The 26,138-nt window shown below is 66.6% G+C and carries 26 protein-coding genes; 15 read left to right on the forward strand and 11 right to left on the reverse strand.

The annotated features are described in order from the left end of the window. Positions 1 to 187: 187 nt before the first annotated feature. Positions 188 to 835 (reverse strand): TetR/AcrR family transcriptional regulator, encoded by a 648-nt coding sequence (locus IU450_RS25425; RefSeq protein ID WP_195152266.1) that lies wholly within the window; start codon positions 833 to 835, stop codon positions 188 to 190. A gap of 288 nt (positions 836 to 1,123) precedes the next feature. On the opposite strand from IU450_RS25425, the gene IU450_RS25430 reads away from it, so the two are divergent. The 4 genes from IU450_RS25430 to IU450_RS25445 all read left to right on the forward strand — a co-directional run bounded on the left by IU450_RS25430 (position 1,124) and on the right by IU450_RS25445 (position 6,520). Continuing rightward, positions 1,124 to 1,348, forward strand: a complete 225-nt coding sequence (locus tag IU450_RS25430) for a hypothetical protein (protein WP_195152267.1) — start codon at positions 1,124 to 1,126, stop codon at positions 1,346 to 1,348. Between the two features lie 20 nt (positions 1,349 to 1,368). Next, the gene (locus IU450_RS25435; protein ID WP_228835106.1) at positions 1,369 to 3,447 is read left to right on the forward strand and encodes a hydantoinase/oxoprolinase family protein; all 2,079 of its coding nucleotides are present in this window, start codon (positions 1,369 to 1,371) and stop codon (positions 3,445 to 3,447) included. 2 nt (positions 3,448 to 3,449) lie between these two features. After that, positions 3,450 to 5,414: a hydantoinase B/oxoprolinase family protein gene (locus IU450_RS25440; RefSeq protein WP_195152268.1), complete on the forward strand. Its 1,965-nt coding sequence runs from the start codon at positions 3,450 to 3,452 to the stop codon at positions 5,412 to 5,414. An 86-nt stretch (positions 5,415 to 5,500) separates the two neighbouring features. Beyond that, positions 5,501 to 6,520 (forward strand): MBL fold metallo-hydrolase, encoded by a 1,020-nt coding sequence (locus tag IU450_RS25445; RefSeq protein WP_195152269.1) that lies wholly within the window; start codon positions 5,501 to 5,503, stop codon positions 6,518 to 6,520. A 39-nt stretch (positions 6,521 to 6,559) separates the two neighbouring features. On the opposite strand, the gene IU450_RS25450 is transcribed toward IU450_RS25445, so the two are convergent. Beyond that, positions 6,560 to 7,789 carry a CaiB/BaiF CoA transferase family protein gene (locus IU450_RS25450; RefSeq protein ID WP_195152270.1) on the reverse strand — a complete coding sequence of 410 codons (1,230 nt, stop codon included), beginning with the start codon at positions 7,787 to 7,789 and terminating at the stop codon, positions 6,560 to 6,562. A 316-nt stretch (positions 7,790 to 8,105) separates the two neighbouring features. On the opposite strand from IU450_RS25450, the gene IU450_RS25455 reads away from it, so the two are divergent. Then, entirely contained in the window at positions 8,106 to 9,020 is a 915-nt protein-coding gene (locus IU450_RS25455) for an alpha/beta hydrolase (RefSeq protein WP_195152271.1), read from the forward strand. Positions 9,021 to 9,103: 83 nt separating this feature from the next. Here the strand turns inward: IU450_RS25455 and IU450_RS25460 are convergent, their stop codons facing one another. Further along, a complete protein-coding gene (locus tag IU450_RS25460) occupies positions 9,104 to 10,252 on the reverse strand; it encodes a lactonase family protein (RefSeq protein WP_195152272.1) in 1,149 nt (382 codons plus the stop codon). Positions 10,253 to 10,278: 26 nt separating this feature from the next. Continuing rightward, positions 10,279 to 10,572 carry a putative quinol monooxygenase gene (locus tag IU450_RS25465; protein ID WP_195152273.1) on the reverse strand — a complete coding sequence of 98 codons (294 nt, stop codon included), beginning with the start codon at positions 10,570 to 10,572 and terminating at the stop codon, positions 10,279 to 10,281. A gap of 584 nt (positions 10,573 to 11,156) precedes the next feature. Here IU450_RS25465 and IU450_RS25470 point away from each other — a divergent pair. From IU450_RS25470 to IU450_RS25490, 5 genes are all read left to right on the forward strand, one after another. Continuing rightward, positions 11,157 to 12,710: an aldehyde dehydrogenase family protein gene (locus IU450_RS25470; RefSeq protein ID WP_195152274.1), complete on the forward strand. Its 1,554-nt coding sequence runs from the start codon at positions 11,157 to 11,159 to the stop codon at positions 12,708 to 12,710. A gap of 69 nt (positions 12,711 to 12,779) precedes the next feature. Continuing rightward, complete coding sequence (locus IU450_RS25475) at positions 12,780 to 13,229, forward strand: VOC family protein (protein ID WP_195152275.1); 450 nt, start codon at positions 12,780 to 12,782, stop codon at positions 13,227 to 13,229. Beyond that, positions 13,226 to 14,716, forward strand: coding sequence for an aldehyde dehydrogenase family protein (locus tag IU450_RS25480; RefSeq protein WP_195152276.1), 1,491 nt, complete (start codon positions 13,226 to 13,228; stop codon positions 14,714 to 14,716). Before IU450_RS25475 ends, IU450_RS25480 begins: the two co-directional genes overlap by 4 nt. A 48-nt stretch (positions 14,717 to 14,764) precedes the next feature. Beyond that, positions 14,765 to 15,205 (forward strand): nuclear transport factor 2 family protein, encoded by a 441-nt coding sequence (locus tag IU450_RS25485; RefSeq protein ID WP_195152277.1) that lies wholly within the window; start codon positions 14,765 to 14,767, stop codon positions 15,203 to 15,205. Between the two features lie 223 nt (positions 15,206 to 15,428). Then, positions 15,429 to 15,794, forward strand: a complete 366-nt coding sequence (locus IU450_RS25490) for a nuclear transport factor 2 family protein (RefSeq protein ID WP_195152278.1) — start codon at positions 15,429 to 15,431, stop codon at positions 15,792 to 15,794. A 158-nt stretch (positions 15,795 to 15,952) separates the two neighbouring features. Here the strand turns inward: IU450_RS25490 and IU450_RS25495 are convergent, their stop codons facing one another. Both IU450_RS25495 and IU450_RS25500 read right to left on the reverse strand, forming a co-directional pair. Beyond that, positions 15,953 to 16,231, reverse strand: coding sequence for a hypothetical protein (locus tag IU450_RS25495; protein WP_195152279.1), 279 nt, complete (start codon positions 16,229 to 16,231; stop codon positions 15,953 to 15,955). Further along, on the reverse strand, positions 16,228 to 16,368 hold the full coding sequence (locus IU450_RS25500; RefSeq protein WP_195152280.1) for a hypothetical protein: 141 nt from the start codon (positions 16,366 to 16,368) through the stop codon (positions 16,228 to 16,230). The genes IU450_RS25495 and IU450_RS25500 overlap by 4 nt, the downstream gene beginning before the upstream one ends. 244 nt (positions 16,369 to 16,612) lie before the next feature. Between IU450_RS25500 and IU450_RS25505 the strand changes: the two genes are divergently transcribed. From IU450_RS25505 to IU450_RS25520, 4 genes are all read left to right on the forward strand, one after another. Further along, positions 16,613 to 17,326 (forward strand): GntR family transcriptional regulator, encoded by a 714-nt coding sequence (locus IU450_RS25505; protein ID WP_195152281.1) that lies wholly within the window; start codon positions 16,613 to 16,615, stop codon positions 17,324 to 17,326. Positions 17,327 to 17,456: 130 nt separating this feature from the next. Then, on the forward strand, positions 17,457 to 18,956 hold the full coding sequence (locus IU450_RS25510; RefSeq protein ID WP_195152282.1) for an aldehyde dehydrogenase: 1,500 nt from the start codon (positions 17,457 to 17,459) through the stop codon (positions 18,954 to 18,956). Between the two features lie 282 nt (positions 18,957 to 19,238). Next, on the forward strand, positions 19,239 to 20,375 hold the full coding sequence (locus IU450_RS25515; RefSeq protein ID WP_195152283.1) for a lactonase family protein: 1,137 nt from the start codon (positions 19,239 to 19,241) through the stop codon (positions 20,373 to 20,375). 56 nt (positions 20,376 to 20,431) lie between these two features. Then, positions 20,432 to 21,325 carry an HpcH/HpaI aldolase/citrate lyase family protein gene (locus IU450_RS25520; RefSeq protein WP_195152284.1) on the forward strand — a complete coding sequence of 298 codons (894 nt, stop codon included), beginning with the start codon at positions 20,432 to 20,434 and terminating at the stop codon, positions 21,323 to 21,325. Between the two features lie 56 nt (positions 21,326 to 21,381). Here the strand turns inward: IU450_RS25520 and IU450_RS25525 are convergent, their stop codons facing one another. The 5 genes from IU450_RS25525 to IU450_RS25545 are packed head-to-tail and all read right to left on the reverse strand — an operon-like array spanning position 21,382 to position 25,515. Next, positions 21,382 to 21,834, reverse strand: a complete 453-nt coding sequence (locus IU450_RS25525; RefSeq protein WP_195152285.1) for a MaoC family dehydratase — start codon at positions 21,832 to 21,834, stop codon at positions 21,382 to 21,384. A 12-nt stretch (positions 21,835 to 21,846) separates the two neighbouring features. Continuing rightward, positions 21,847 to 22,716: an FAS1-like dehydratase domain-containing protein gene (locus IU450_RS25530; protein WP_195152286.1), complete on the reverse strand. Its 870-nt coding sequence runs from the start codon at positions 22,714 to 22,716 to the stop codon at positions 21,847 to 21,849. After that, entirely contained in the window at positions 22,713 to 23,459 is a 747-nt protein-coding gene (gene fabG / locus IU450_RS25535; protein WP_195152287.1) for a 3-oxoacyl-ACP reductase FabG, read from the reverse strand. The genes IU450_RS25530 and fabG overlap by 4 nt, the downstream gene beginning before the upstream one ends. Continuing rightward, complete coding sequence (locus IU450_RS25540) at positions 23,456 to 24,355, reverse strand: HpcH/HpaI aldolase/citrate lyase family protein (RefSeq protein ID WP_195152288.1); 900 nt, start codon at positions 24,353 to 24,355, stop codon at positions 23,456 to 23,458. The genes fabG and IU450_RS25540 overlap by 4 nt, the downstream gene beginning before the upstream one ends. Continuing rightward, entirely contained in the window at positions 24,352 to 25,515 is a 1,164-nt protein-coding gene (locus IU450_RS25545; RefSeq protein ID WP_324197819.1) for an acyl-CoA dehydrogenase family protein, read from the reverse strand. The genes IU450_RS25540 and IU450_RS25545 overlap by 4 nt, the downstream gene beginning before the upstream one ends. Positions 25,516 to 25,645: 130 nt before the next feature. Here IU450_RS25545 and IU450_RS25550 point away from each other — a divergent pair, with 130 nt between their 5' ends. Then, a complete protein-coding gene (locus IU450_RS25550; RefSeq protein ID WP_067488553.1) occupies positions 25,646 to 26,107 on the forward strand; it encodes a MaoC family dehydratase in 462 nt (153 codons plus the stop codon). Positions 26,108 to 26,138: the final 31 nt, after the last annotated feature.

Consider the following 26,138-nt stretch of genomic DNA (forward strand, 5'->3'; position numbering starts at 1 on the left):
GACAGAACCTGCGGGGAATCGAACAGACGCTCGATTCGAGCCCGTAGCGGACGGATCCGGCTTCGACCGGGACAACGGAGGCTCGCACACTGCCTCTGCAACAAACTCTAACGGAGATTAGAATTTCGGACAAGATATAAAAAATATCAACCGCTGACGGGTTACCGCACGGCTTGGGCTGTCGGACTTACTCTGCGCTGTGGGTCGTGCCGCCGACCCCGTCGAAGATCAGCGCCTGCATGATGCCGGACAGATCGCGGCTGCCGCGGCGGGCGGCGGGTGGCCACTCGGCCACCCGCTCGAGCGTGCCGATGATGAACAAGCGCAGCGCGAGGGGGTCGATATCGGACCTGATCTCGCCCGAGGCGACGCCTGCGTCGATCAATTCGGCCCAGAACCGGCCGAAGGCGCGGCGGGCCGGGCGTAGTCGCTCCTTGATCTCGTCCGGCAGCTGGTGAAATGTCCGGACGTGGGCGGGCGACATGGTGCCGAGTTCCAGCGTGGCGTCCAGGAACCCGTCGACCGCTGCGCGAATCCGCTCACCCGCGGTCGCCGAATCGGGCAGTTGCTCGACGACGACGCGCACGTGGGCGTAGGTGAATTGCACGCCGTAGCGCAACACCTCCTCCACCAGGGCTTCCTTGGAGTCGAAGTGGTAGTACAGGCTGCCTGCCTGCATCCCCGCCTCGGCCGCGATGTCGGAGAGCCGGGTGGCGTTGTAGCCGCGGTTCACCAGAACCCGCGCGGCGGCCTCGATCACCCGACGGCGGGTGGCCGCCGATTTCGTCGCCGGGCGTGCCGACTTGGCCTGTCCGTTCGTGCTGCTCTGCGTCATGACTGCACTGACCTGTCTGCCGAGGAGTTTCGAATCGTCGCCAGAATACGCTCCGGCGCGAGAGGGGACATCGATCGAATCTCGGTGGCTCCACCCCCTTGCGTAACTGTGATGCATATTATATTTTCTACTCACGGTTAGATTTAATCGTGGTAGGCAGCCGCCACAGCTGCCGGGACCGGAGCCCGTTGAGATCGCCGCAGATCCCGGTCCCCCGCGGGCACGCCCACGCCGTGGGCCGAGCCCTACTGCCGCCGAGTTCCGGCGCGACAACCGAAGGAGAAACACATGACCATCGCGCATCCGCGCCCGAGCCAACCGAGGTTGTCCGTCGAGCGGAAAGCTGTCGACGGCGCCTGCCCGGCGTGCGGCGCCACCGACCTGCGGGCCTACCGCGTGCTGTCGGAGGGCGGCTGGTTCGACGTGGTCAAGTGCTCGTCCTGCCTGCACTCGGTCTCGCGCACCCGCGGCCCGAAGCTCGGGCCTATCGAACTGCTGTCCGACCGCATCTGAGCCAGGAAGAGATCGCACTCATGACTAGCAACACAGCAACGGAGCTGACCGGCATGATCGGCGTCGATGTCGGCGGAACCTTCACCGACATCGTCGCGATCAGAGATGGCCGCATCGAGACGACCAAGGTCGCCACGAACGTCGTCGAGAGCTACAAGGCGGTGCTCGAGGGCGCCGCCGAGGTGGGTGTGGAGTCGGCCGCGGTGTTCAATCACGCCAGCACACACGGGCTCAACGCCATCATCACCCGCCGGATCCCAAAGATCGCCTTCGTCACCACTGAGGGGCACCGCGACATCCTCGACATGGCGCGCGGGTGGCGTCCGGCCGAAGGCAACACCGATCCGACGTGGCGGCGCAGCTTTGGCGACGCGACCGCGCCGATCGTGCCCCGCTACCTGCGCCGCGGTATCCGCGAACGGATCGGCGCCGACGGCTCGATAGTGACCGAGCTCGACGAAGTCCAGGCCCGCAAGGAATTGCAGGTCCTGGCGCGGTGCAGTGTCGAAGGTGTGGCGATCTGTCTGCTCAATGCCTATGTAGATGGTCGGCACGAGCAGCGACTACGCGAGTTGGTGCACGAGGAGATCGGCGACGTCGCCTGCTCGATCTCGAGTGAGGTGTCCCCGCTCGCGCGGGAGTATCCGCGAGCCTCGACCACGGTCGTCGACGTGCTGTGCAAGAAGATCTACGGCCCCTACGCCGACGAATTGGCCGCCGGACTCGGCGAACTCGGATTCACCGGCGAACTCAACTTCGCCGACTGCGCGGCGACGCTCGCGCCCGTCGAGGTCGCGATGCAGCGTCCCTCGCGCATCGTCTTCTCCGGTCCGGCGGCGGGCACCGTGGCGTGCGCGCATCTGGGCGCGATGATCGACGAGCCCAATCTGCTGTGCGTCGACATCGGCGGAACCTCCAGCGACATGAGTGTCGTGACCGGCGGGTCGCCGTTCGTGAACACCACTTTTGAGCTCGAACACGACCTGATCGTGAACACGCTGTCGAACGAGATCATCAGCGTCGGCGCCGGTGGCGGCAGCATCGTCAGCATTACCCCGACCGGCGAACTGAAGGTCGGTCCCGAGAGCGCGGGCGCCGATCCCGGCCCCGCCTGCTACGGGCGTGGCGGTGAGCAGCCGACGACCACCGACACCTTCCTGATGATCGGCATCCTCGACCCGAACCGGTTCGCCGCAGGTCGGTCCAAACTCGATCCGGCCTTGGCGCAGAAGGCTTTCGAGCGTCTCGACACCCAGGCGACCATGCCTGAGCGGGTGCGCTTCGCCTACAAGATGGCGGTCAACAATGTGGCCGAGGGCGTCTTCGACGTCGTGGTGAAGAACGGTGTGGACCCGCGCGACTACGCGATGGTCTCCTTCGGCGCCGCCGGTTCGATGATGCTGCCCGCTCTGCTGGACATGATCAACCTCAAGAGCATCATCGTGCCGCCGCACCCCGGTCTGTTCTCGGCATTGGGCCTGGTCAGCGCCGATCAGGTGCACGCCGACAGTCGCACCGCCTACACCGTGCTCACCCCGGAGGCGGCCGACGAGATCGACGGCATCTACGCCGACATGGAGACGTCGATGCTCCGCACCCTCGGCCGCGACGCCGACCGGGTGTCGTTCGTGCGTTCGTTCGACGGACAGCTGATGGGCCAGGTCTGGGAGACCCCGTTCATCGAGGCACCCGGCGGCAAGATCACCCCCGGGGTGGTCGAGCAGATGATCACCAACTTCCACGACGGTTACGAGAAGCGCTCGGGTAACCGGTTCGAGGGAATGCCGGTGCAGGGCGTCACCTTCCGGCTCACCGCGGTCGTGCCGACGGCCAAGGTCGAATACGTCTGCCCGCCGAAGCGTCCCGAGGACCAACAGCTGAAGCCGACCGGCACCATCACCTTGCGCTACCTCGAGAACACCGACATCGAGGCCGCCGAATACGAACGCGAACATCTCATGCTCGACGACGTCGTCACCGGTCCCGCGGTCATCCGGGAGCCGCTGTCGACGACGTTCGTCCTGCCCGGCCAGATCGCGCGGGTCGGCGCCGTCGGCGAGATCGTCATCACCCGCGCCGCCGCTTCCGAGGAGAACTGATCATGACCACCACCCTTCCCGCTCCGGCCGGTCCCGAGACGCTGCTGCGCGACCTCACCGACGACCAGTTCCGGGCCCGCTACGACTGCGACCGCTTCACCGCCACGGTGCTGTCCAACCGCCTGAGTTATTCGGTGCAGCACGTGGTCACGGGCCTGCTGCATCGCGCGTTCTCGCCGATCATCGCACTGTCCTACGACTTCGCCGCGTGCGTGTGCGCCCCGCCGGAGCAGGACTACACGATGAGCGCGGTGACCAGCGGGCTGTCGGTTTTCCTCGGCACGATGCCCGACGGTGTGCGCGTCGCGGTGGAGGAGTACGGGCCCGAACGTCTGGTGCCCGGCGATCTGCTGATCTGCAACGACGTCTACCGAATGGGCAACCACCCCAACGATGTCTGCTTCATCCGGCCGGTGTTCCACGACGAGCGCATCGCGGGCTTCATGGTGTTGCGCGCCCATCAGCTCGACATCGGCGGTGACGTGCCCGGCGGTTTCTCCGGGACCAAGCGCAATATCTACGAGAACGGTCTGGTGATCAGCCCGCGCCTGCTGTATCACGCCGGTGAGCCTGTGCGCGAGACATTTTCGATGATCTTCGACAACGTGCGTCTCTCGGAACTACTGCTGCCGGACTTCAAAACCATCCAGGGCTGCTGCACGCTCGGTGAGCAACTGATCCAGGAGACCATCGAGCGCTACGGGATGCAGGCCTACCTCGGCAGCCTGCGCTACTCCTGCGACGCGTCGGCGGAGAACATGCGCCGCGCGCTGGCCTCGGTCCCCGACGGCGACTACACCGGTTCCGGATCGGTGGACGCCGACGGTGTCGACGCCGACGAGGAGTACACGATCCAGCTCACCCTGCGTAAGCGCGGCACGAAGGTCGAGGCGGACTTCAGCGGCTCGTCGCGCCAGGCCCGCACCTCCATCAACGCGGGTTCACTCGACGCCAAGTCCGCCATCGGCGTCGGCTTGAAGATGCTGCTTGCCCCCGGCAGCGAATTCACCTCCGGCACCTTCCGCGATATCGACCTGGTGATCCCGCCGGGCACCATCACCAGCGCACTTCCGCCCGACGGCGCGATCTTCTGCTACTGGGAGATCGAAGCCGTGATCTTCACCGTGCTGTTGCGTGCCCTGGAACCGGTGTTGGGCGCCAACGCGATCGGCGGCGACTTCGGTTCGACCAATGTGCACAACGCCAACGGTGTCGGCCCCGACGGCACACCGTGGTTCTGCTCGGCCATGGCCGGTGGTGAGAACGGGCCGTGGGGTGCGTCCAAGGAAGGCGACGGCGACAGCTGCTCGTGCAACTACCTGCTCAACATCATGTCGCCCTCGACCGAATCGCTGGAAGTCGACTTCCCGCTGCGGATCATGCGTCGCGAATACATCGCCGACACAGCGGGTCCCGGCCTGCACCGCGGTGGCGCCGCCATCGCCCGCGATATCCAGTACGTCCAGGCCGCCCAGCACCAGACCATGCCGTTGCGATTCCGTCAGGCCAGCGGAATCGGGGTACACGGCGGTCGTGACGGCGCCCTCGGTGGCGTCTGGATCTTCGGCAAGGACGGCGCGCCGACCAGCGGCACCGACATCCTGGTCGGCACCGACGACGACGTCTACGCCGAGGCGGCGGCGGTCGCGGGCACCCTCGATCCCCGCACCCAGGTGCCCGATGTGGCCGGTGAGTATTTCTATTTCGGGCAGACCCCGGTGTGGAGCACTCGCCCGGGCGCGACCTGGCGGTATCTGACCAACGGCGGCGGCGGCTGGGGCGACCCGCTCGACCGCGACCCGGAGCGGGTCAAGCTCGACGTCCGCGACGGGTACGCGACCATCGAGGGCGCCGAGCGTGAGTTCGGTGTCGTGATCACCGGCGATCCGCACTGGGACCCGGAGGGCCTGCGGGTCGACGTGGCGGCGACCGAGACGCGCCGCGCGGCGGCCCGCTCGTCACGCTGAGCTGAACCGACAGCGGCGGTGTCCGGCCGGATCATCTAGCCGGACATCACCGGCGTGCCGGGGCCTGAGCATCGAGAGGCAGAGTCATGGGGAAATACGGCTGGGCAGAAGAGGGCCTTCATCCGGTGGCGCCGGGCATCCACCGGGTCCCGCTGCCCCTGCCGAGCGACGCGCTCGCCGCGGTCAACGTCTATGTCGTCGAGACCGAGGACGGGCTCACCGTGATCGACGGCGGCTGGAACATCCCGGCCGCGCGCACCGTCTTCGACCGTGCGCTGGCCGAACTGGGCTGGTCCACCCGCGACATCAGGCAATTCCTGGTCACGCACGCGCATCGCGATCATTACACCCAGGCCGTGGCACTGGCAGCCGAGCTCGGTTGCCGGGTGCGCCTCGGGACCGGAGAGAAGGAATACCTCGACGCGATGCGCGCAGACCCGACGGGTTCGCAGGTACATACCCGCACCCTCGAACAGGCGGGCGCGGCCGACCTGATCCCCGGCTGGCGGACGTGGCTGCTCGATCAGGAGGCCGACACCGACATGTGGTCCGATCCGACCGACTGGCTCGACGACGACCGACGGCTGTTGGCGGGCACCCGCCGGTTGCGCGCGGTTGCCACGCCCGGTCACACCAGAGGCCACATCGTCTTCGCCGAGGAGGAGGCGGGCCTGCTGTTCACCGGTGACCACATCCTGCCGACGATCACACCGTCGGTCGGTTTCGAGCCGGGCAGCCCCGAGGTGCCGCTGCGCGAGTTCCTCGCCTCGCTGGCCAAGGTGCGCGTCCTGCCCGATATGCGGCTGCTGCCCGCGCACGGCCCGATCACCGAGAGCAGCCATGCCCGCATCGACGAGCTGGTGGCCCATCACGATCGCCGGCTCGACCTGTGCCTGCGGGCGGTCGCCGACGGGGCCGCTACGACCGCCGAGGTCGCCACGCTGCTCCCGTGGACCAAGCGCCTGCAACGGCTCGACCAGCTCGAACCGTACAACGCCGCGCTCGCGATCGTCGAGACGATGCAACATCTCGACCTGCTCGCGGTGCAGCAGCGCTTGGCCGTGACCGAGCGCGACGGCGTTTCGCGCTGGTCGCTTTCGGCGTGATTCCGGCCAGGGGTCCCGCGCTCGTTCCCTTCCACTCGCTCATCCGGTCACCGGACCGGATCGGGCCTGCAGGGTCTCCGGTGTGTGGGCCGCGCCCGTCGACACCAGGTGCTCGATTTCGTCTTCCCCGAACCCGTACTCGCTCAGGACCTGTACCGAGTTCTCGCCGAGTCTCGGTGCGGGGTAACGCAATTCGGGCGTGTCGTCGCTCCACTGTTGCGGGATGCCCAGCGATCGCAGCAGGCCTTCGGTCGGGTGTTCCTCCTCGATGAAGAACCCGACGTCCTTCATGTGCGGATCGTCGAGGAGGGTTTCGGGGGTGTTCATCTCGATGGCGGGGATGTCGGCTTCGGACAGGATCTGCACCCACTCCGCCGTCGTCTTGGTTTCGAGAACTTCGGCGAGGAAGCGGTAGAGCAGGCCGATGTTCTCGGTGCGGCCGCCGATATCGGCGAAGCGCGGGTCCTGTGCCATCTCCGGCTTGCCTGCCAGGGCGAAGAATCGATGCCAGTGCTTGTCGTTGTAGACGTTCACGCCGAGGTAACCGTCGCGGGTCCGGTACGGGCGACGGTCGGAGTTCATCATCCGGGCATAGCCGGAGGTGCCGATCGAGGGGATGAAGGTGTGACCGTAGAGGTGATCGCCCATGGCGAACTGGGCGAATGTCTCGAACATCGGGACCTGCACCTCCTGGCCGTACCCCGAGCGTTCGCGGCGGTAGAGAGCCGTGGTGATTGCGTTGGCCGCGGCCATGCCGACGACGCGGTCGGCGATCGCGGTGGCGATGTAGGTCGGCTCACCGGTTTTGCGGCTCTGCAGGACCGGCATGCCGACGGCGGCCTGGATCAGGTCGTCGTAGGCGGGCCGGTCGGCATAGGGGCCGTTCTGGCCGAAACCGAAAGCGCCGCAGTAGATGAGACGTGGATTGCGCTCACGGACCTGCTCGTAGGCCAGGCCCAGGCGCGCCATCGACTTCGGACGCAGGCTGTAGAGCAACACATCCGCCGAGGCCAGCATGCGCTGGAGTGTGGCGTTGCCGTCGGCGGACTTGAGATCGAGCACCACACTGCGCTTGTTGCGGTTGAGGTGCAGGAAGATCGCGCTCATGGCGGGGTTGCGACGTGGACCGACCCCACGGGTGGTGTCCCCGGCCGTCGACTCGATCTTCACCACATCGGCGCCCATGTCGGCCAGCAGCAGGGTCGCGAACGGGCCCATGAAGTTCGAGGTGAGGTCGAGGATGCGCACGCCGTCGAGCGGTCCGGTCATGTTCGTCTCTTTTCGTGATGGGGGAACACGGCCGGGGCAGCTCACCGGCAGCGATCGTGAATCGTGCCGGGAGAACCCGAGGCCCGGTCACCGGCTGTCCTCATCGTAGGCCGGTGGGCAGCTCGAACCCAGTGACATGTTCCGAAGCGGGAATTCGCGAGGATTGAATCGCGGGCGGTCACCCTGCGGCAGAAGTTATTACTGGGATCGTGGGTTCATAGGAAGAATCTTTCCCATTGTCGGCAGGTTATGCCGGAGAGAAGGTTGTTGCATCGGCTTGGAGCCGGAACAGATCTCATCGAAAGGATCGTGCCTGATGCGCACAAGCGTCACCTTCCCGAGCAACGGCCTGCGCCTGGCGGGCATCCTGTTCACCCCCGACAACCGCGGCGGCGAGCGCCTGCCCGCCGTGGTGGTCTCGCACCCCGGCGGTGGTGTCAAGGAGCAGACCGCTAGCGTCTACGCGCAGCGTCTGGCCGACAAGGGCTACGCCGCGCTCGTGTTCGACGCCGCCTACCAGGGCGAGAGCGAAGGCGAGCCGCGCTTTCTGGAAGACCCCTTCCAGCGCAGTGAGGACGTCAAGTCCGCGGTTACCTTCCTGACCACCCGCGACGACATCGACTCCGCGCGCATCGGTGCCCTCGGCATCTGCGCTTCCGGCGGTTACGTGCCCTTCGCCGCGCAGACCGATCACCGCATCAAGGCGGTGGCCACGGTGAGCGGTCTCGATATCGGCGACTACCTGAACAACGGCCTGGGCCGCACCCAGGACCCGTCGGTGCTGCAGGAGATGCTCGACGCCGCCGGTGCGCTGCGCACCGCCGAGGCGCAGGGCGCCGAGCCGAACTACCAGATCTGGGCGCCGCCGAGCGCCGAAGGCCTCGAGGGTGCGCCCGATCTGTACCGGGAGGCGCACGACTACTACATCACCCCGCGCGCGAACCACCCGCGCTCGGAGAACAAGTGGCCGTTGCAGAGCATCGACCGCATCGCCCAGTTCGACGCCTACGCCAAGATCGCCATGATCTCCCCGCGTCCGCTGCTGATGATCGTCGGCTCCAAGGCCGATACCGCCTACTTCAGCGAGGAAGCCGTCGCCAAGGCCGCCGAGCCGAAGGAACTGTTCGTGGTCGACGGCGCCAGCCACATCGACCTCTACGACGTGGACCAGTACGTCACCCCCGCCGTGGAGAAGCTCGACGAGTTCTTCGGGAAGGGTCTGGCCGGCTGATCCCGGCCGTCGCGTCACCGTTCACACAGACGTCTGCCCCGCGCGGGTGATCCTCGTGCGGGGCAGACGTTTTCGTGTGTCGGTCAGGAAGTTTTCACCAGGATCGGTCCGTCGCCGAAGATGGTTCCGGTGTCGACCGAGGGCAGTGCCGAGCGGGTCAGGGTGCCGTCGGGGCCGACATCGAAGATGTGGACCTTGGTCGTCACGGTGGCCGGCAGGCAGTCGGCGACGTAGAGGTGGCGCTCGTCGTCACTGAGTTTCACCAATCCGGGATAGGACCCGGCGGGTTGCTTATACGGCGAACCGGGCAGTGGCGTCAATGCACCGTCGGGACCGATCGAGAAACCCGCGACCGCACCGCCGGCGACCTCAGGAACGTAGACGAAGCGTCCGTCGGAGGTGACCTCGGCCGCGTGCGGCATCCCGCCGGTGGCATACGGCGAGCCGGGAGTGGGTGTCAGGCGTCCGTCGTCACCGATCGCGAAACCCGAGACACTGCTGCCCTGCTCATTGCTCACGTAGACGAACCGGCCATCGGGCGTGTAGCCCGGATTGACCGGGAGAGTACCGCCGGGCACGGGATCACCGAGCGAGGTGAGTTCGCCCTCCGCACCGATCCGGTAGCTGTGGATCTTGGCGTCGGCGGCGCTGGTGAAGCGCAGATATCGGCCGTTCGGATCGACCGTGACCATGGGGAAGACGGCGAACCCGGTGACCGTGGTCTCGCGCAGGAAGGTGAGCGCACCAGTGGGGGAGACCGCGAAGGTGCTGATCCGGCCCGGTACGCCGCCCGCGCCGATGAACAGAAATCGCCCATCGGGTGTCAGGATCGAGGTGACCACCGGGCCGCCGCTGAACGCGACCTCGCCACCCGGAATCGGATGGGCCGCGCCGTTGCCGTCGATGTGGTATCCGGTCACGCGCTGGGCGCCCACCTGCGTGACATAGACGGTGCGGCTGTCGGGAGCCGCGGCCACCGACAGGACACCGGGGCCCGCGCTGAACGGTGAGCCCCCGACAGGGGACAGGCCACCGTCGTCGGCGATCCGCAGCACCGCCACATCGCCGGTCGCGGTGCCGCCCATCAGCAGGAACTGAGCGTTGTGGCTGGGAGCTGCTGCGGCGACGCCCGCTGCCCAGCCGGCACCGAGGAGAACGGCCGCGAACGCGGCGGCCGGTTTCTGGAGCAGGGCGGCGCGACGGCGTGCCCTTCTTCGTACGAGTGTCGTCATCGACTACCTACCCCCTCGCCGTCGTGTCAGACGCCGAGGAAATCGTGGTAGCGGAAGGTGATGTCGCCGTCGAGCATCTCGAGCAGTTCGGCGATGACGCCGGACTCGTCGCGCCAGGCGAGGTAGGCCTCGAAATCCGCCCGGGTGTCCCACTTCTCGACGAACAGGATGCGGGCCGGTTCGTCCTGGTTGCGCGCGACCTCGACGCTGATGTTGCCCGCGAAGTTGCGGGTGCCGGGAAGGTTCTTGACGAACCACTCCCGCAGATCGTCGAAGCACCCGACCTTGGCGGCCATGTCGATCGTCACCTGAATAGCCATGGAAATGCAGACTCCTGTCGGCGGGAAAAGGAATGTTCGGCGGAAACTCCGGCAGCGAACGGAACGACCGTAACGCACATCACATTCCAGGCCAATTGGCAAATCGGAAAGTGGCGATTCGACCAGCGTGAAGTACCTGGATATCGGGGTTCGGGGTGGGTGAAGCGGCGTTTCGGAAAACGTCAATTGAATAGCCCGTAGTGCTCGATATGATCGAAGTCACTCACCGGAAACGTGAATTCCGGAGTTATTCAGTGCAGCGCCGTCGACCTCGCCGGGGCCGCACCCGCGCCGATGGCTGCGCTGTGCAGCTACCGGATCGAACCGGACGGCCGGCTGACGCCGGAATCGGCGCAACCGGTCGGCACCGGACTGGTGTTCTCCGCTGCCTCCGCGCTCGTTGCTGGGAGATAGCAGAAATGCATCGAATCGGCTGTCCAGAAACTTGGACACTCGCGTGTCGCTGATCTCTCTACTGTTGATTTCGAGGCCGGGACGAGTCGAAAACCGATGTCCCGCCGCATGATCCGTTCCTGAATTCCACGCGCCGAAATTCCGGCGAACCACATAACCAGAGGTGAGAAATGACTGCCACTCTTCCCGAAACTCCGGCTGTCGATCGTGACGGAGTTCCGCATTACCGGCTGTTCATCGACGGCCGGTGGGTCGACACCGACACCGCCATTCCGGTGATCAACCCGGCCACCGAAGAGGTCGTGGTCACCGTGGCCCAGGCCGATACGAGCCACGTCGACGCCGCGGTGGCGGCCGCCAAGCGGACCCACGATTCTGGGGTCTGGCGCAACACCCCGCCCGCCGAGCGTGCCGCGGTGATCGACCGGGTGATCGCCGCACTGAGCGGCAAGATGGACGAGCTGGCCGTGCTCAGCGCCAAGGAGACCGGGATGCCGCTGCGGCTGGCCGGTGCCATCGGCGTCGGCTTCCCGCTGATGCACCTCGGCCACTACGCGGAGCTGACCCGCACCTATGCGTGGGAACGCTCGGGACCGGTTGCCGGACAGGTGCTTTCGGCGAGCTTCATCCGTAAGGAGCCGGTCGGTGTGTGCGCGGGCATCGTCCCGTGGAACTTCCCGGCGGTCATCGCCGTGTGGAAGTCGATCCCGGCACTGGCTGCGGGCAACACAGTGGTCCTCAAGACCGACGAGAAGACCCCGATCTTCGCCCTCGAACTTGCCGCGCTGCTGCAGGAAGCCGGACTGCCCGACGGTGCGCTCAATGTCGTCGTCGGTGACGGACCCACGGTCGGTGGTCACCTGGTCAAGCACCCCGACGTGCGGTTGGTCTCGTTCACCGGCTCCACCGCGACCGGCCGTCAGGTGATGGCCGACGCCGCGGGCACCGTCAAGCGGGTGCTGCTCGAACTGGGTGGCAAGGGCCCGAACATTGTGCTCGACGACGCCGATCTGACTGCGGCCGTGGACGGTTCGATCTACGCCTTCTTGCTGCACGCCGGCCAGGCGTGTGAATCCGGCACCCGGCTGCTGCTGCCCGCCTCGATCCACGACGAGTTCGTCGCCCGCCTGGTCGAGCGGCTGAAGACGCTGAAGATCGGCAGCCCGGTCGACCCGGCCACCGACATCGGCGCGGTGATGAACAAGACTCAGCACGAGCGGATCCTGAGCTACATCGAGAAGGGCAAGGCCGAGGGCGCGACCGTCGTCGTCGGTGGCGGTGTGCCGACCGGTGCGGGCTTCGACAAGGGCTACTGGGTGGAGCCGACGGTGTTCACCGGCGTCACCAACGATATGACCATCGCTCGCGAGGAGATCTTCGGGCCTGTGTTGTCGGTGCTGAAGTACGACTCGGAGGAGGAAGCGATCAAGATCGCCAACGACACCGAGTACGGTTTGGCCGCCGCCGTGTGGAGCCGCGACAACCAGCGCGCGCTCGAGGTTGCCCGCCAGATCGAGGCAGGTTCGGTGTGGATCAACGACTACCACAACATCTCTCAGTACCTGCCCTTCGGCGGATTCAAGCAGTCCGGCACCGGTCGTGAGCTCGGGCCGGACGCGCTCGACGAGTTCACCCAGGACAAGGGCATCACCATCGATCTGTCCGGTGATGTCAGCCGTCGCGCCTACGGCCTGGTGCTCGGCACCCCGCCCTCGGCCGAGTAGCACGTTTCCGCAGAACCTGCGCGTGCCCGAAGACCGGGCTCGTGTTCGAAAGATCCAACGGAGAAACTTGTGATCAAAGGTCAGTTCACCAATTTCAAGCTGATCGTTCGCGATCTCGACCGCTCGCTGGCGTTCTACAAGCTGTTCGATCAGAAGGTCGGCGCGCTGCTCGAATTCGTGGATCCGGAACTCACCGAGGTGATGCTGGAGAACTCCGAAGGCGTGCGCACCCTGGTTCTGCTCAACGGTGATCTGCTGCCGGCACCTGCCCCGGTCCCCGGGTACGCGCCGCTGGTGCTGGTCGTGGACGACGTCAACGCGGCGGCTACGGAGATCGAGGCCGCCGGATACGAAATGCGGGTTGAACCAACCGATTTCGGTCCGGTGACCCTGGCCATGGTGGCCGACCCGGACGGCTACCTGGTCGAGTTGGTCTCCGGTGATCCGAATGCGGTGCAGAGTCCGCCGCCGGGCACCAAGATCCCGCACCCGGTTCCCTACATCCACGATCACGCATGAGCCCGGTCGTGACAGCGGAAGCGGTGGTGCGGTCGGCGTTCGGGTCCGACGCCGGGCACCTGCTCATCGACGGTGAGTGGGTGCCCGCCGCGGCGGGTTCGACGTTCGACGTGATCGATCCGGGCACCGAGGAAGTCGTCGGAAGGGTCGCCGAGGCGGGGGCCACCGATGTCGACGCCGCGGTTGCCGCGGCCCGGCGCGCTTTCGACGAGGAACGATTGCTGCGTCTGTCGTCGGCGCAGCGCGGTGTGGTGCTGTGGCGGGTGGCCGAGCTGCTCGAGGCGAAGTTCGAGGAGATCGCGCGGCTGGAGAGCCTCGACGTCGGTATGCCTGTCTCCCAGGCGAAACTGATGGTGGCCGAGGCGATCAACCAGTTCCGCTACTACGCCGGCTGGGCGGACAAGATCCAGGGCACCACCGTCGACATCGGGACCGGCGAGCGTCGGTTACAGGGCGCCACCTACCGCGAACCGGTGGGTGTCGTGGCGATGATCGTGCCGTGGAACGCACCGCTGATCGCCATGTCGATGAAGCTGGCGCCCGCGCTGGCGGCCGGGTGCACGTGTGTGCTCAAGCCGTCGGAGGAAGCCTCGCTCTCCGCGCTCGCCCTCGGCCGGATACTGCTCGAGGCAGGCGTTCCGGCCGGTGTCGTCAACATCGTCACCGGTTTCGGGGCGACGGGCGCGGCGATGGCCGAGCATCCCGGCGTCGACAAGATCAGCTTCACCGGCTCCACCGAAGTGGGTCGCAAGATCGTCGCGGCGGCCACCGGCAACCTGAAAAGGGTGTCGCTGGAACTGGGCGGCAAGTCGCCGGTGATCGTGCTGCCCGATGCCGACATCGCCGCCGCCGCGGCGGGGATCGCGATCGGCGTGTTCTGGAATTCGGGCCAGATCTGCACCTCGGGCACGCGGTTGTTCGCGCACGCCGACATCTACGACGAGCTGGTCGAGGGAATCGCCGAGCAGGGCCGGACCATGAAGGTGGGCTACGGCACCGACCCGGACGCGCTGCTCGGCCCGTTGATCTCCCAGCGTCAGCTCGACCGCGTCGCCGGGTACGTCGAAGGTGGCAGGGCGGCGGGCGCGAGGGTCGTCAGCGGCGGCGAGCGCCTGGACGGACGGGGCTTCTACTACGCGCCGACCGTCGTCGCCGACGCGACACCGGACATGCAGATCGTCCGCGAGGAAATCTTCGGTCCGGTGATCGCGGCCATGTCGTTCACTGATCTCGACGCCGCCATCGCCGCGGCCAACGACACAGAATACGGGCTGGCGGGCAGTGTCTGGACGCGCGATGTCGCACTGGCCCATCGCGTCGCCCGCCGGCTGCGCGGTGGTCGCATCGGCGTGAACATCCACCGCGCCGGTGGCGTCCAGATGCCGGTCGGCGGCTTCAAACAGTCCGGATGGGGCCGGGAGAACGGTCCCGATGCGCTCGAGGAGTACCTGGAGACCAAATCGGTCGTCACACTGCTCGACCGCTGATTCGAACGAAGCACCTTCGATCCCGACTCTGGAAAGTTCGAACAAACTATGGCAAATCTCAGTGGCGGCCTGGAGCAGAAGATCCAGTGGGTCGTCGACCTCGAGCAGATCAAGATACTGATGGCGAAGTACTGTCACGGAATCGATCAGAAGGACGAGCAGACCTTCATGAGCATCTGGTCCGCCGACGCCGACTACCTGCTTCCTCGCGGTGAGGGGCACGGCACCGACGGAATACGGGAATTGGTGCGCAAGGTGTGGCGGGAAGTTCCGCAGTGCCATCACCACATCACCAATCCGGTGATCGACATCCAGGGTGACACCGCGACAGCGGCCACCGATGTCTTCTACTTCCGTCTCACTGCCGATGACACCCGGGTACTGCTTTCGGGCACATACGCTTTCGAGTTCGTCAAGCGCGAAGGGCAGTGGCAGACCCGAAGCCTGACATTCGCGAGCTTCGTCGCGGACAGCCCGGTCTTCGCGTAGCGCGGACTGCTCTACCATCGCGAAGAGGCCCTGCGACAGCTGTCGCAGGGCCTCTTTCATGCGTGCGCCGGGTCTTGCCTGCCGATCGGCGGTCGTGCGGAAGTCGCTCGAGGAGAGGCGGACTGTCCAATTTGCTGGACGGATTCGGGCGTTGAGCCTCCGTATTCTCCTGGCATCGGCAACGACACAGTTGCCGTGCAGCCGTTGAGAGTTGGGGTAACAGATGAGCAAGACTTCCGAAGCCGACAAGGTCGCCGAAGCGTCGATGGCGGTCGTCGACCGGCACATCGCCGCGATGGGCACGCGCGACATCGACACGATCGCCGCGGACTATTCCGAGGACACCGTCATCATCACCACCCTGGCACCGGAGCCCCTGGTCGGAAAGGCCGCTATGAAGGCCTTTCTGGCGACGCTGATGGCGGCCGGGGCCGAAGAGCTCGACACGGCGGCGGCTCCCACGTTCACCCGGAAGGAGGCGGTGGGCGAATACGTGTATCTCGCCTTCGATCTGAGCAACGGCAAGACCGCGACCGAGACGTACCACATCAAGGACGACCGGGTCGTGTTCGAGACCGCGACCTTCTGAGAATGCTCGCAGTGCGAGCGCACTCGGGCCGAAGCGTCGACGCAGCTCCGAATACAGCCGCGCCACAATGGGTTCGGCCGGGCTACGCGGCGTATCGTGTGGTCTGCCGCGCCGTGCGGGCAAATGGACGGCCATGATCGCGTAGGCGTCGGCGACAGTTATCTGGTTGCACTGTCCGAGCACTTTCGACGAATCGCCGCGCAGCAGGGCGGCGGCGACTTCCTGCGCTGCTTCGACGCTGTCGTGGGTCGGGTGGCCGCTCGGCCGTAGGCGCGCGCGACGATCCCGGTGGCCACGCGGACCGTCCGCAGTACCTGCCCGGAGCCGGCGGTGAGGGGTGAGGTCGCGGGCGCGGCGTCGACGACCAGTTCGATGGCTCCGATGACGATCGACAACGTGGTGTCGAGATCGACGCCCAACCGGACGCACGTGGTCACGGCCCGTTCCAGACTGCCACCGCCTCGGTGTCGTCGCTGAGCTTGTCGGCCGAGGCGACAGATCGGGAGGCCAGGACGAGTAGCTGTTCACGCACCTCGGCGGAAGCGCTGTGTGTGGTCACTGCGGAGTCGACCATCCGGGTGATTGTCCGGCTCACCTCGTGAACTTCCATCCTGCGTTCTTCGGCCCGGCACGCTGGAGCTTGCCGGGTGTTCGCCCGGGTGGGGGGCGACGTTCGGCGAGCCTGAGCCGGGCTCTCACCACGCGGTGTCCAGCAATGGACACCCTCAACTGGTCAAATGCTCGGACCTTTGGTGTCACGCCTGGGTTGAAGTCACATATGAGGCATAATGCATGAACAGGCGACCGAAAGGACCCCGATGGAAACCACCCTGCAGCGTTTGCCGCGCAGTGCGAACAAGCAGCGTCATCAGCTGTCGGAGGACGTCGCGACCTACGTTCGTGAACTGATCATCTCGGGCCGGGTGCGGCCCGGTGAGTTCCTGCGGATCGAACCGATCGCCGAGGCCGTCGGTGTCAGCAACACTCCGGTGCGCGAAGGTCTGCTACTGCTCAGCGGCGAAGGCTTCGTCGAACTGGTGGCGCGGCGCGGATTCATGGTGTCGGAGTTCAGCAAACAGGATGTGCGAGACCTGTTCTGGGCGCAGGCGACGATGGCCGGTGAACTGGCGAGCCGGGCCGCGAAGTCGATCTCCGCGCGCGAACTCGACCATCTCGCGGGCGTCGTCGAAGCGCACGCGCGGGCGGCGGAGAACGGATCCGATGAGGCGCTCGTCGCCTACGGTCACGAGTTCCATCGCTCGATCAACCTGGCGGCGGACTCACGCCGGTTGGCCATGCTGCTGGCAACCGTCGTCAAGCAGCTGCCGAATCGCTTCTACATCAATATCGAGGGGCACGGTGAGGACACGTTGCGTGATCACCCGCTGATCCTCGAAGCGTTGCAGAAGCGTCGCCCCAAGGCCGCCGATACCCTGATGCGCGAACACATCATGTCCAGTGCCGACGAGTTGATCGCCATGTTGGAGAAGCAAGGTCTGTGGGCCGAGTCGGCCCGCAGATCCACGGCCTGACCCGTCGGCCGAATTCGACCCGACGACCTCCCTCGCCCGCGTTGTGCCTGATCAAGGCGTGATGCAATGATACGGAATATAGTATATATTCCTGTACGTTACATGCGTCACAGCGGTGAGAGGACTTTCCATGACCAGGTCGGCTGTGGCAGGCGTGCTGCCTGCGCATCCCGAGGCGTCCTATATCGACGGCAGGTGGGTTCCGGTGTCGTCCTCGGAGACCTTCGAGGTCCTCGATTGCACCACCGAGCAGGTCGTCACCGCCGTCGGTGCGGCGACCGTCGAGGACGTGGACGCCGCGGTGACGGCCGCGCGCAAGGCCTTCGACACCGGTCCGTGGCCGCTGATGTCGCCGACCGAGCGCGCCTATTACCTGCGCGCGATCGCCGCCGAACTGACCAGGCGGGGCGACGATTTCGCCCGGCTCTGGTCGATCGAATCGGGCATCGTGTACTCGCTGGCCAAGACCCGTATTCCGTTTTTCCTGTCGGGCGCCTTCAACGCCTATGCCGATCTGGCCGAGACGTTCGCGTTCCGGGAGCCGCACACACCCGCGGCCGGCGGCGCCGGTCTGCTGGTGCGCGAACCGGTCGGTGTCGTAGCGGCGATCGTGCCCTGGAACGGCCCCGCCGGCCTGATGGCCTACAAGTGCGCGCCGGCTCTGCTCGCCGGTTGCTCGATCGTGCTGAAGCCACCGCAGGAGGCGCCGACCTCGGCGTACCTGTTCGCCGAGATCTGCGACCAGGTGGGGCTGCCGCCGGGGGTGGTCAATGTGGTGACCGCCGACCGGCAGGTGTCGGAAACGCTGGTGCGCCACCCCGGCGTCGACAAGGTTACCTTCACCGGATCCACGGCGGCGGGCCGCACGATCGGCGCGATCTGTGCCGACCGGATGGCGCGCTGCACCCTCGAACTCGGCGGCAAGTCGCCCGCTCTCGTGCTCGACGACTACGACATCGGCACGGCGGCGAAGGTGCTCGCCGGTGGCATCAGCTACCTGGCCGGGCAGGCGTGTCACAGCCTGACGCGCGTCATCGTTTCCGAGAAGCGTCACGACGAACTCGCCGACGCGCTCGGCGCCGCGATGAGGGCGATCCGGGTGGGTGACCCGTTCGACGAGAGCGTGGCCATGGGGCCGCTCGCGTCCGCCCGCCAACGGGAGCGCGTCGAAAGCTACATCGCCGCAGGGAAATCCGGCGGCGCGCGCCTGGTGACCGGTGGTGCACGACCGGCCGGGCTCGAGCGCGGCTTCTTCGTCGAGCCGACGGTTTTCGCCGGTGTCGACAACCGATCGGTGATCGCGACCGAGGAGATCTTCGGTCCGGTCCTGGCCGTCATCGCGGCGAAGGACGAGGACGACGCCATCGCGCTGGCCAACGACAACCCGTACGGCCTCAACGCCTCGGTCTTCACCAACGACACCGACCGCGCCTACCGCGTGGCACGCAAGCTGCGGACCGGCACGGTCGGGCAGAACGGTCCGCGCACCGACTTCTCGATCGCTTTCGGTGGTTTCAAGTTGTCCGGCGTCGGTCGCGAAGGTGGTTCGGAAGGTCTGCTGGCCTTCCTGGAAACCAAAACGCTGGTACTCGACAACGAGCCGGCCGATATCTCCGGCCTCGGCAACTGATCCTTCTCAGGTACACCCTGCACCGACATTTCACCGGAAAATGCCTCGTCGACTTCGGTCGGCGGGGCCTTTTGCGTTGTTCGGCGGCTCTGGAAATTGTGCTGCCCGAAAATTCTGTGCTGTCCAAATTCTTGGACATTGCGTGCACGGAAATCTGCCTAGCGTCTATCGGGAAAAGGGTGGCATACGGACAACGTCGTCCGATTCGTACCTGGCGCAGATCGCGCGTGTCTATTCGATCGGGGAGCAGCGGTGCTCGTCGGTCGGTCGGAGGTTGCACACATGTTCTCTACCCAGCGTTTTCGTCCCCGGCGCGCTGCCGCGGGTCTCGCGGTGACGCTCGCACTCGCCTCGGGAGGTTGGCTGGATTCCTCGGTCGCCCTGGCGGATCCGGGTGCGAGGTTTCTGGTGATCAGCGGGGCGGCATCATCGAATATCAGTGTGCTCGGCCTCGACGACGCGGGCAGGTTGTCGACAGTGCCTGGCTCACCCTTTCCGTCCGGGACCGGATCGCTGGCGGTGACGGTCACGCCGGATGGCCGCAACGTCTACTCGGTCAACACGGTGTCGGGCACCGTGAACGGCTTCCGCCTCGGCAGCGACGGCGTTCTCACCTCGATTCCCGAGGCCGATCTCGAGCTGGGCGGTCCAGGCGTCGGAGCCGTGGTCGCCCCCGATGGAAAGAGGCTGTTCGTGACGAGCGGTTCGGTGACGAACGAAATCCGCACCTATTCGATCACCGCCACCGGTGGGCTGGTGTTCACCGGTGCGGTTCAGGTGCCCGGCGTGAGTGCGCTCAGTCAGCTCGCGATCGCGCCGGACGGCCGTTTCGTGTTCGCCGTCGGCTGGCTGGAGGCGACGGCCTTCAGTTTCGCCGTGGGGGCCGATGGTGTGCTGACCCTCGTCGATTCCGTCGCTGCGGGTCTGATGTCGACCCTGCCCGGTGTGACGCCGGACGGCCGGTTCATGTATGTCAGTAATGAAGCCAGCGGTGACATCTCCGGCTATGCGATCGGTGCCGACGGAAAGCTGAGTCCCGTTCCGGGGTCGCCCTTCCGTACCGGGATGATGCCGTTGCCGCACGGTGCGGTCTTCACCGCCGACAGTCGCCGGATGTACATGGCCGAGGCGATGGCGGGCCGGATCGGTGGGTTCCAGATCGCGGAGAACGGGTCGCTGAGCCCGCTGCCCGGATCGCCGTACCCGGCGTCGGCGGGCACCTTGCCGGGCCGCGTGGTGGTCGACTCGGAATCGCAGCGGGTTTTCCTCATCGACACTCTGACCGTCGGCATCACCGCGCGCGTGCATCCGTATGCGATGGCGTCCGACGGGCGGCTGACAGCGACGGGGGAGCAGTCCGTCGACACGGGGCTGATCTTCGCCGACGGCGCCAACGCGGTACTGGCGGCGCAGCGATGATATTACATATATTATATTGACTATACTTGCACAGAAGCTGCCAAGGGAGGCACACGATGAAACCGTACCGCTCGATGCTCTTCGTCCCCGGTCACAAGGGTTCCTGGGCCGACAAGGGCGTCGCCTCCGGCGCCGACGCGCTGATCCTCGACCTCGAGGATTCGGTGCCCGCCGCGGACAAGGTCGAGGCGCGCGGCACGGTCGCGGCCACGATCGACCGTCTCACGGCCGAAGGCGTGCGCCCCGACCTGTGGGTGCGGGCCAACCCGGAGGTGAGCGGGCTGCTCGGCGGTGACCTGGAAGCCGTCGTGCGACCGGGGCTGGCTGGGCTGTTCCTGGCGAAGGTGTTCACGGCCGACGAGATCGTGCGCCTGGACGCGGTGCTGAGCCACATCGAGCAGCGTGAGGGCATCGAAGTCGGGACGGTGCAGCTGATCGTGTCCTTCGAGACCGCGGTGTCGATGGCGCACTGCGAGGAGATCGCGGGCGCGAGCCCCCGGGTGGCCTCCCTGCTCGGTGCCACCGGTCCCAATGCCGACGTCGGTCGCGAACTCGGCTTCGAGTTCACCCCCGCCGGGCTCGAGACGCTGTATCTGCGCAGCCGGATCATCCTGGCCGCGCGGGCGAACGGGCTGCACCACCCGGTCACCGGTGTGTGGCAGGACATCAAGGACCTCGACGGCGCACGGCGCTTCTGCCTCGACAACCGTCAGCTGGGTTACCGCGGCCTGGTGGCCATCCACCCGTCGCACGTCGCGATCGCCAACGAGGTGTTCTCGCCGTCGCCGGAGACCGTCGACTACTGCCGGCGCATGATCGCGGCGTTCAACGAGGCGGAGGCCGCGGGTAGCGCGGCCGTCGACTTCGAAGGCCAGCACATCGATCTCGCGCACGTGAAGACGGCGGAGGGCGTGATCGCCTTGGCCGACGCGGTATCGGCCAACGTGTAGTAGCGACAATAAGAGAAGGGGTGGCCGCGGCCACCCCTTCTCTTATTGCCAGGCGATCAGTCGACGATCAGCAGGACCGTCTCGGCCACGCAGGCGGGTTTGACCGCGCCGCCGTCGAGCACGTACTTCGCCGTCACCGAGGCCCCGGCAGGAGTGTCCGTGACATCGGTGATCGTCACGGTTGCCCGCAGCCGCGACCCGGCGGGCAACGGCGCGGGGAAGCGAACCTTGTTGACGCCGTAATTCACCCGGGCCGAGCCGAATCGGAAATCGAGCAGCTCCGGCCGGAAATGCGAGATCAGCGACAGCGTGAGATACCCGTGGGCGATGGTGGTGCCGTACGGTCCGGCGGCGGCCCGCTCGGGGTCGACGTGAATCCACTGCTCGTCATCGGTGATCTCGGCGAACGCCGAGATGCGCGCCTGGTCGACCAGGTACGGTTCGCTCGGGCCGATCGGCTCACCCACGGCGGAGCGGACCTCGTCGAGGGTGGTGAATACGCGGGGCACGGTCTCTCCTGATCAATCGGTGGTGACGTCGACGGTGGCGTTCGGTCCGGCGGATTCGCCACCGGGACCGAACAATTCGAGTGCCACCCCGTCGGGCACCTCGGTGGCGAGCAAGCGTGCGGGCTGTCCACAGAACAGCGGCGCCCGGCCGCGGTGGCGCAGCTCCCGCACCGGCGCCCCGCCCATCAGGCGGTGGATCTCGGCCAGTGCGATGGCCTGCAACGGGCCGTGGACGACCAGCCCCGGGTATCCCTCCACGCCGGTGGCATAGGGCCAGTCGTAGTGGATGCGGTGCGCGTTGGCGGTGGCCGCGGAGAACCGCGCCAGCAGTGACGGATCGGTCCGCAGCTCCCAGGCGTTGTCCGCCGTGCGGTGCAGGGGAGTGCGCGGCAGGGTGTCCACGGCCGAAGGCGGTTGCGCGGGCTGTTCCGGCGCGGGTGCGGCCTCCCGGTAGATCAGGTTCTGTGTTTCCTCGACGGCGAGCTGGTCGGTCTCGGTGAACAAACGGATCCGTACGTCGACCACGACCAGTGCGCCGGATCGGCCGTTCTTCTCGGTCACCGAGACCACCTCGGCCTCGCGCCGCACCGTCGATCCGACGAGAAGCGGTGCGTGCAGCAGGATCTCACCGCCGGCGAACATGCGTCGGGGCAGTTCGACCGGTGGCAGGAACGAGCCGCGTCGAGGGTGCCCGTCGGGCCCGAGCACGCCGGAGGTGGCCCATCGCGGCAGCGCCACCCAGTGCCACAGTGGTGGCAGCGGATCGCCGGGGCCAGGGGCGGGCAGGCCGTGGTCGAGCAGCGCGGCCAACGCGGCCACCGGCGCGGGATCGAGGAGTTCGGTGGTGGTTTCCGTATGCGGTTGCCAGGTGGACGCGGTCACATGAACCGCCCGCCGGTCACCTCGAGCACCGTGCCCGTCATGTACGAGGACATGTCCGAGGCGAGAAACAGTGCGACCGTGGCGATCTCGTCGATCTCACCGGCGCGGCCGAGCGGGATCTCGGCCATCTTCTGATCCCACACCTTCTGCGGCATGGCTTCGGTCATGGCGGTGCGGATCAGGCCGGGCTGGATGGCGTTGACCCGCACGCCCAGGTGCGCGAGCTCTTTCGCTGCGGCCTTCGACAGGCCGACGATGCCTGCCTTGGCCGCGGAGTAGTTGGTCTGGCCGGGCAGGCCGATCTTGCCCGAGAGCGAGGACATGTTGACGATGGCGCCGCTGCCGCGTTCCCGCATCACCGCACCGGCCAGCCGGGTGCCGTTCCAGGTGCCCTTGAGGTGGACGGCGATGACCTGGTCGAACTGGTCCTCGGTCATCTTGCGCATGGTCGCGTCGCGGGTGATGCCCGCGTTGTTGACCATCACGTCGACGGGGGAGAAGGATTCGGCGGCGGCGTCGATCAGGGCTTGGACGTCGTCGGCGACGGTGACATCGCACCGCACCCCCCGGGCGACGGTCGCGCCGCCCAGTTTGTCGGCGGCGGCCTGCGCGGCGGCACCGTCGATGTCACCGATGACGACGCGCGCGCCCTCGGCGGCGAATCGTTCGGCGATGGCGTAGCCGATGCCCTGGGCGGCGCCGGTGATGACGGCGGTCTTGTCGGCCAGAAGTGGTCCGGTCATGGCTGTTCCTCACTGTCGGTGGTGGCGTCGAGCTGCGCCAGGATGCGCCGGGCACGGTCGAGCACGGGCTTGTCGACCATGGCACCGTCGACCACGGCGACACCGGAGGTATCGGTGATCGCGGTGAAGATCTTTCGTGCCCAGGCATGTTCGGCCTCGGTGGGGCGAAACGCCGTGGCTACCGGGTGGAGCTGACGCGGGTGGATGCAGAGTTTGCCGGTGAACCCGAGCCGCTTGCCGTAGCGGGCGTCGTCCTCGACCAGGCCGGCATCATCGACGGCGCCGGTGACACCGTCGATCGGGCCGGGCAGGCCCGCGGCGGCAGAAGCGAGGACCAGTGCGTGCCGGGTACCGGCGAGCGCTTCGCGATCGGTGGGGTCGACACCGAGTTCAGCGGCGAGGTCGAAAGTGCCGACCGCGAGCCGCTCCACACCCGGCGTGGCCGCGATAGCCGTGGAATGCAGTACCCCCGCGGCGGTTTCGATCAATGCGATCAGCAGGGGTTGGCTGCCGCCGGCTTTCGGGTGATAGAGACCGCTCGCTCGTGCCTCGGTGAGGGTAGCTACGACACCATCGAGAACCTCGATATCGGCCTTCGGCAGCACAATCGCGCAGCGCAGCGGTGCGAGGGCCGCGAGATCGTCCGCGTGCCGGACGGTTCCGGCCGCGTTGATGCGCACGGCGCACTCGTTGCCCGCCTCGATCCAGGCGACGGCGTTTTCGCGGGCGGCCTCCTTGGCATCGGGCGCCACCGCGTCCTCGAGATCGAGCACGACCAGACCCGGATTCGCCGCGGCGGCTTTGGCGAAGCGTTCGGGACGGTCGGCCGGCACGAACAGCAGGGTCGACGCGACGCGGACCCGGGTGGCGAGATCGGTCGCGGTATTCGTGCTCACGCGCGCTTCTTCGCTTCGCGCACGAGCCCGCCACCGATGATCAGGCGCTGGATCTCGCTGGTGCCCTCGTACAGGCGCAGCAGGCGCACGTCGCGGTAGATGTGCTCGACCGTCACCTCACGCATGTACCCGCTGCCACCGTGGATCTGCACCGCGTTGTCGGCGACCCGGCCGACCATCTCGGTGCAGAACAACTTGGCCACCGAGGGGGAGATCCGCCGGTCCTCGCCGGAGACGTACTTGGCGGCGGCGTCGCGCACGAGCGCGCGGCCGGCCATCACCCCGGTCTGCATGTCGGCGATCATCGCCTGGACCAGCTGAAAATCACCGATGGGCGTACCACCCTGGGTGACGGTGGCGGCGTAGGCCACCGATTCGTCGAGCGCGCGCTGGGCGGTACCGACGGCGAGCGCGGCAATGTGCACGCGACCACGCGAGAGCGAGGCCATCGCGGCCTTGTATCCGACGTTCTCCGAGCCGCCGACCAAGGCGTCGGCGGGGACACGGACATCGGTGAACGTGACGTCGGCGGTCCAGGCACCTTCCTGGCCCATCTTCGCGTCCTTGGGTCCGACGATGACGCCCGGTGTATCGGCGGGCACCAGGAACACCGCGATACCGGGTCCGTCGGGGCCGGGCTCGGCGGTGCGGGCGAAGGTGACGAACAGATCCGCGAGCGGGGCATTGGTGATGAACCGCTTCTGGCCGTCGATCACCCAGTCGTCGCCGTCACGGCGGGCACGGGTGCGCAGACCGGCGGGATTGGATCCCGCGCCGGGTTCGGTGAGCGCGAAGGAGGCCAGCACCTCGCCCGAGGCGATCCGCTCGAGCCACTGCTTCTTCTGTTCGTCGGTGCCGTAGTTGACCAGCACCTGGCCGGCGATGCCGTTGTTGGTGCCGAACAGCGACCGCAGTGCCAGCGAGGTGTAGCCGAACTCCATGGCCAGCTCGACATCCTGGGTGAGGTCGACGCCGAGACCGCCCCATTGCTGCGGGATGGCGTACCCGAACAGGCCCATCTCGGCGGCGGCCTGTCGGATGTCGTCAGGAATCGCGTTGGTCTCCAGGATCTCCTGCTCGCGCGGGACCACCTTGGTACGGATGAACGTACGGACGTGAGCCAGGATCGGCTCGAAGTCCTCGGCACTGAGTTCGGACACTCTCGGCTCCTCTGGGGATGAGGCTAATACTAGATATAATATACAATGATATAATATACGATAAGTCGAACGGTGAGGTAGCATCCGTTCAGCGCTATCTAGTACATAATATATTTCGAGAGGATGCGACATGGCTGGCCTGTATTTCGAGGAGTTCGAGCCGGGAATGGTCATCGACCACCCCACCCGCCGCACGGTCACCGAGGCCGACAACACGCTGTTCAGTGTGATGACGTTGAATCTGGCCCCGCTGCACCTGGACGCCGAGTACAGCAAGAACTCCATCTACGGGCAGCGCCTGGTGAACAGTCTGTTCATCCTCGGTCTGGTCTCGGGTATCACCGTGCCGGAGACCACGCAAGGCACCACCCTGGGCAACCTGGGCTTCGAGCAGATCAAGTTTCCCAAGCCGGTGTTCCACGGCGACACCATCCACGTGCAGACCAAGATCGAGAACAAGCGGGAATCCAAGAGCCGCAACGACTCCGGCATCGTGACCTTCCGTCACCTCGGTATCAACCAGCGCGACGAGGTGGTCTGTGACGCCCTGCGCGTCGGCCTGATGATGAAGCGTCCGGCCGAGCAGGCCTGATCCGGCCACGACGAACCAGCAACGAGGAGGA

It is taken from the genome of Nocardia abscessus (assembly GCF_015477775.1).
Lineage (GTDB): Bacteria > Actinomycetota > Actinomycetes > Mycobacteriales > Mycobacteriaceae > Nocardia > Nocardia abscessus_A.

Coding starts and splice junctions, on each gene's coding strand:
- IU450_RS25425 (WP_195152266.1), bottom strand. CDS start 835: ATGACGCAGAGCAGCACGAACGGACAGGCCAAGTCGGCACGCCCGGCG.
- IU450_RS25430 (WP_195152267.1), top strand. CDS start 1,124: ATGACCATCGCGCATCCGCGCCCGAGCCAACCGAGGTTGTCCGTCGAG.
- IU450_RS25435 (WP_228835106.1), top strand. CDS start 1,369: ATGACTAGCAACACAGCAACGGAGCTGACCGGCATGATCGGCGTCGAT.
- IU450_RS25440 (WP_195152268.1), top strand. CDS start 3,450: ATGACCACCACCCTTCCCGCTCCGGCCGGTCCCGAGACGCTGCTGCGC.
- IU450_RS25445 (WP_195152269.1), top strand. CDS start 5,501: ATGGGGAAATACGGCTGGGCAGAAGAGGGCCTTCATCCGGTGGCGCCG.
- IU450_RS25450 (WP_195152270.1), bottom strand. CDS start 7,789: ATGACCGGACCGCTCGACGGCGTGCGCATCCTCGACCTCACCTCGAAC.
- IU450_RS25455 (WP_195152271.1), top strand. CDS start 8,106: ATGCGCACAAGCGTCACCTTCCCGAGCAACGGCCTGCGCCTGGCGGGC.
- IU450_RS25460 (WP_195152272.1), bottom strand. CDS start 10,252: ATGACGACACTCGTACGAAGAAGGGCACGCCGTCGCGCCGCCCTGCTC.
- IU450_RS25465 (WP_195152273.1), bottom strand. CDS start 10,572: ATGGCTATTCAGGTGACGATCGACATGGCCGCCAAGGTCGGGTGCTTC.
- IU450_RS25470 (WP_195152274.1), top strand. CDS start 11,157: ATGACTGCCACTCTTCCCGAAACTCCGGCTGTCGATCGTGACGGAGTT.
- IU450_RS25480 (WP_195152276.1), top strand. CDS start 13,226: ATGAGCCCGGTCGTGACAGCGGAAGCGGTGGTGCGGTCGGCGTTCGGG.
- IU450_RS25485 (WP_195152277.1), top strand. CDS start 14,765: ATGGCAAATCTCAGTGGCGGCCTGGAGCAGAAGATCCAGTGGGTCGTC.
- IU450_RS25490 (WP_195152278.1), top strand. CDS start 15,429: ATGAGCAAGACTTCCGAAGCCGACAAGGTCGCCGAAGCGTCGATGGCG.
- IU450_RS25500 (WP_195152280.1), bottom strand. CDS start 16,368: ATGGTCGACTCCGCAGTGACCACACACAGCGCTTCCGCCGAGGTGCGT.
- IU450_RS25505 (WP_195152281.1), top strand. CDS start 16,613: ATGGAAACCACCCTGCAGCGTTTGCCGCGCAGTGCGAACAAGCAGCGT.
- IU450_RS25510 (WP_195152282.1), top strand. CDS start 17,457: ATGACCAGGTCGGCTGTGGCAGGCGTGCTGCCTGCGCATCCCGAGGCG.
- IU450_RS25515 (WP_195152283.1), top strand. CDS start 19,239: ATGTTCTCTACCCAGCGTTTTCGTCCCCGGCGCGCTGCCGCGGGTCTC.
- IU450_RS25520 (WP_195152284.1), top strand. CDS start 20,432: ATGAAACCGTACCGCTCGATGCTCTTCGTCCCCGGTCACAAGGGTTCC.
- fabG (WP_195152287.1), bottom strand. CDS start 23,459: ATGACCGGACCACTTCTGGCCGACAAGACCGCCGTCATCACCGGCGCC.
- IU450_RS25550 (WP_067488553.1), top strand. CDS start 25,646: ATGGCTGGCCTGTATTTCGAGGAGTTCGAGCCGGGAATGGTCATCGAC.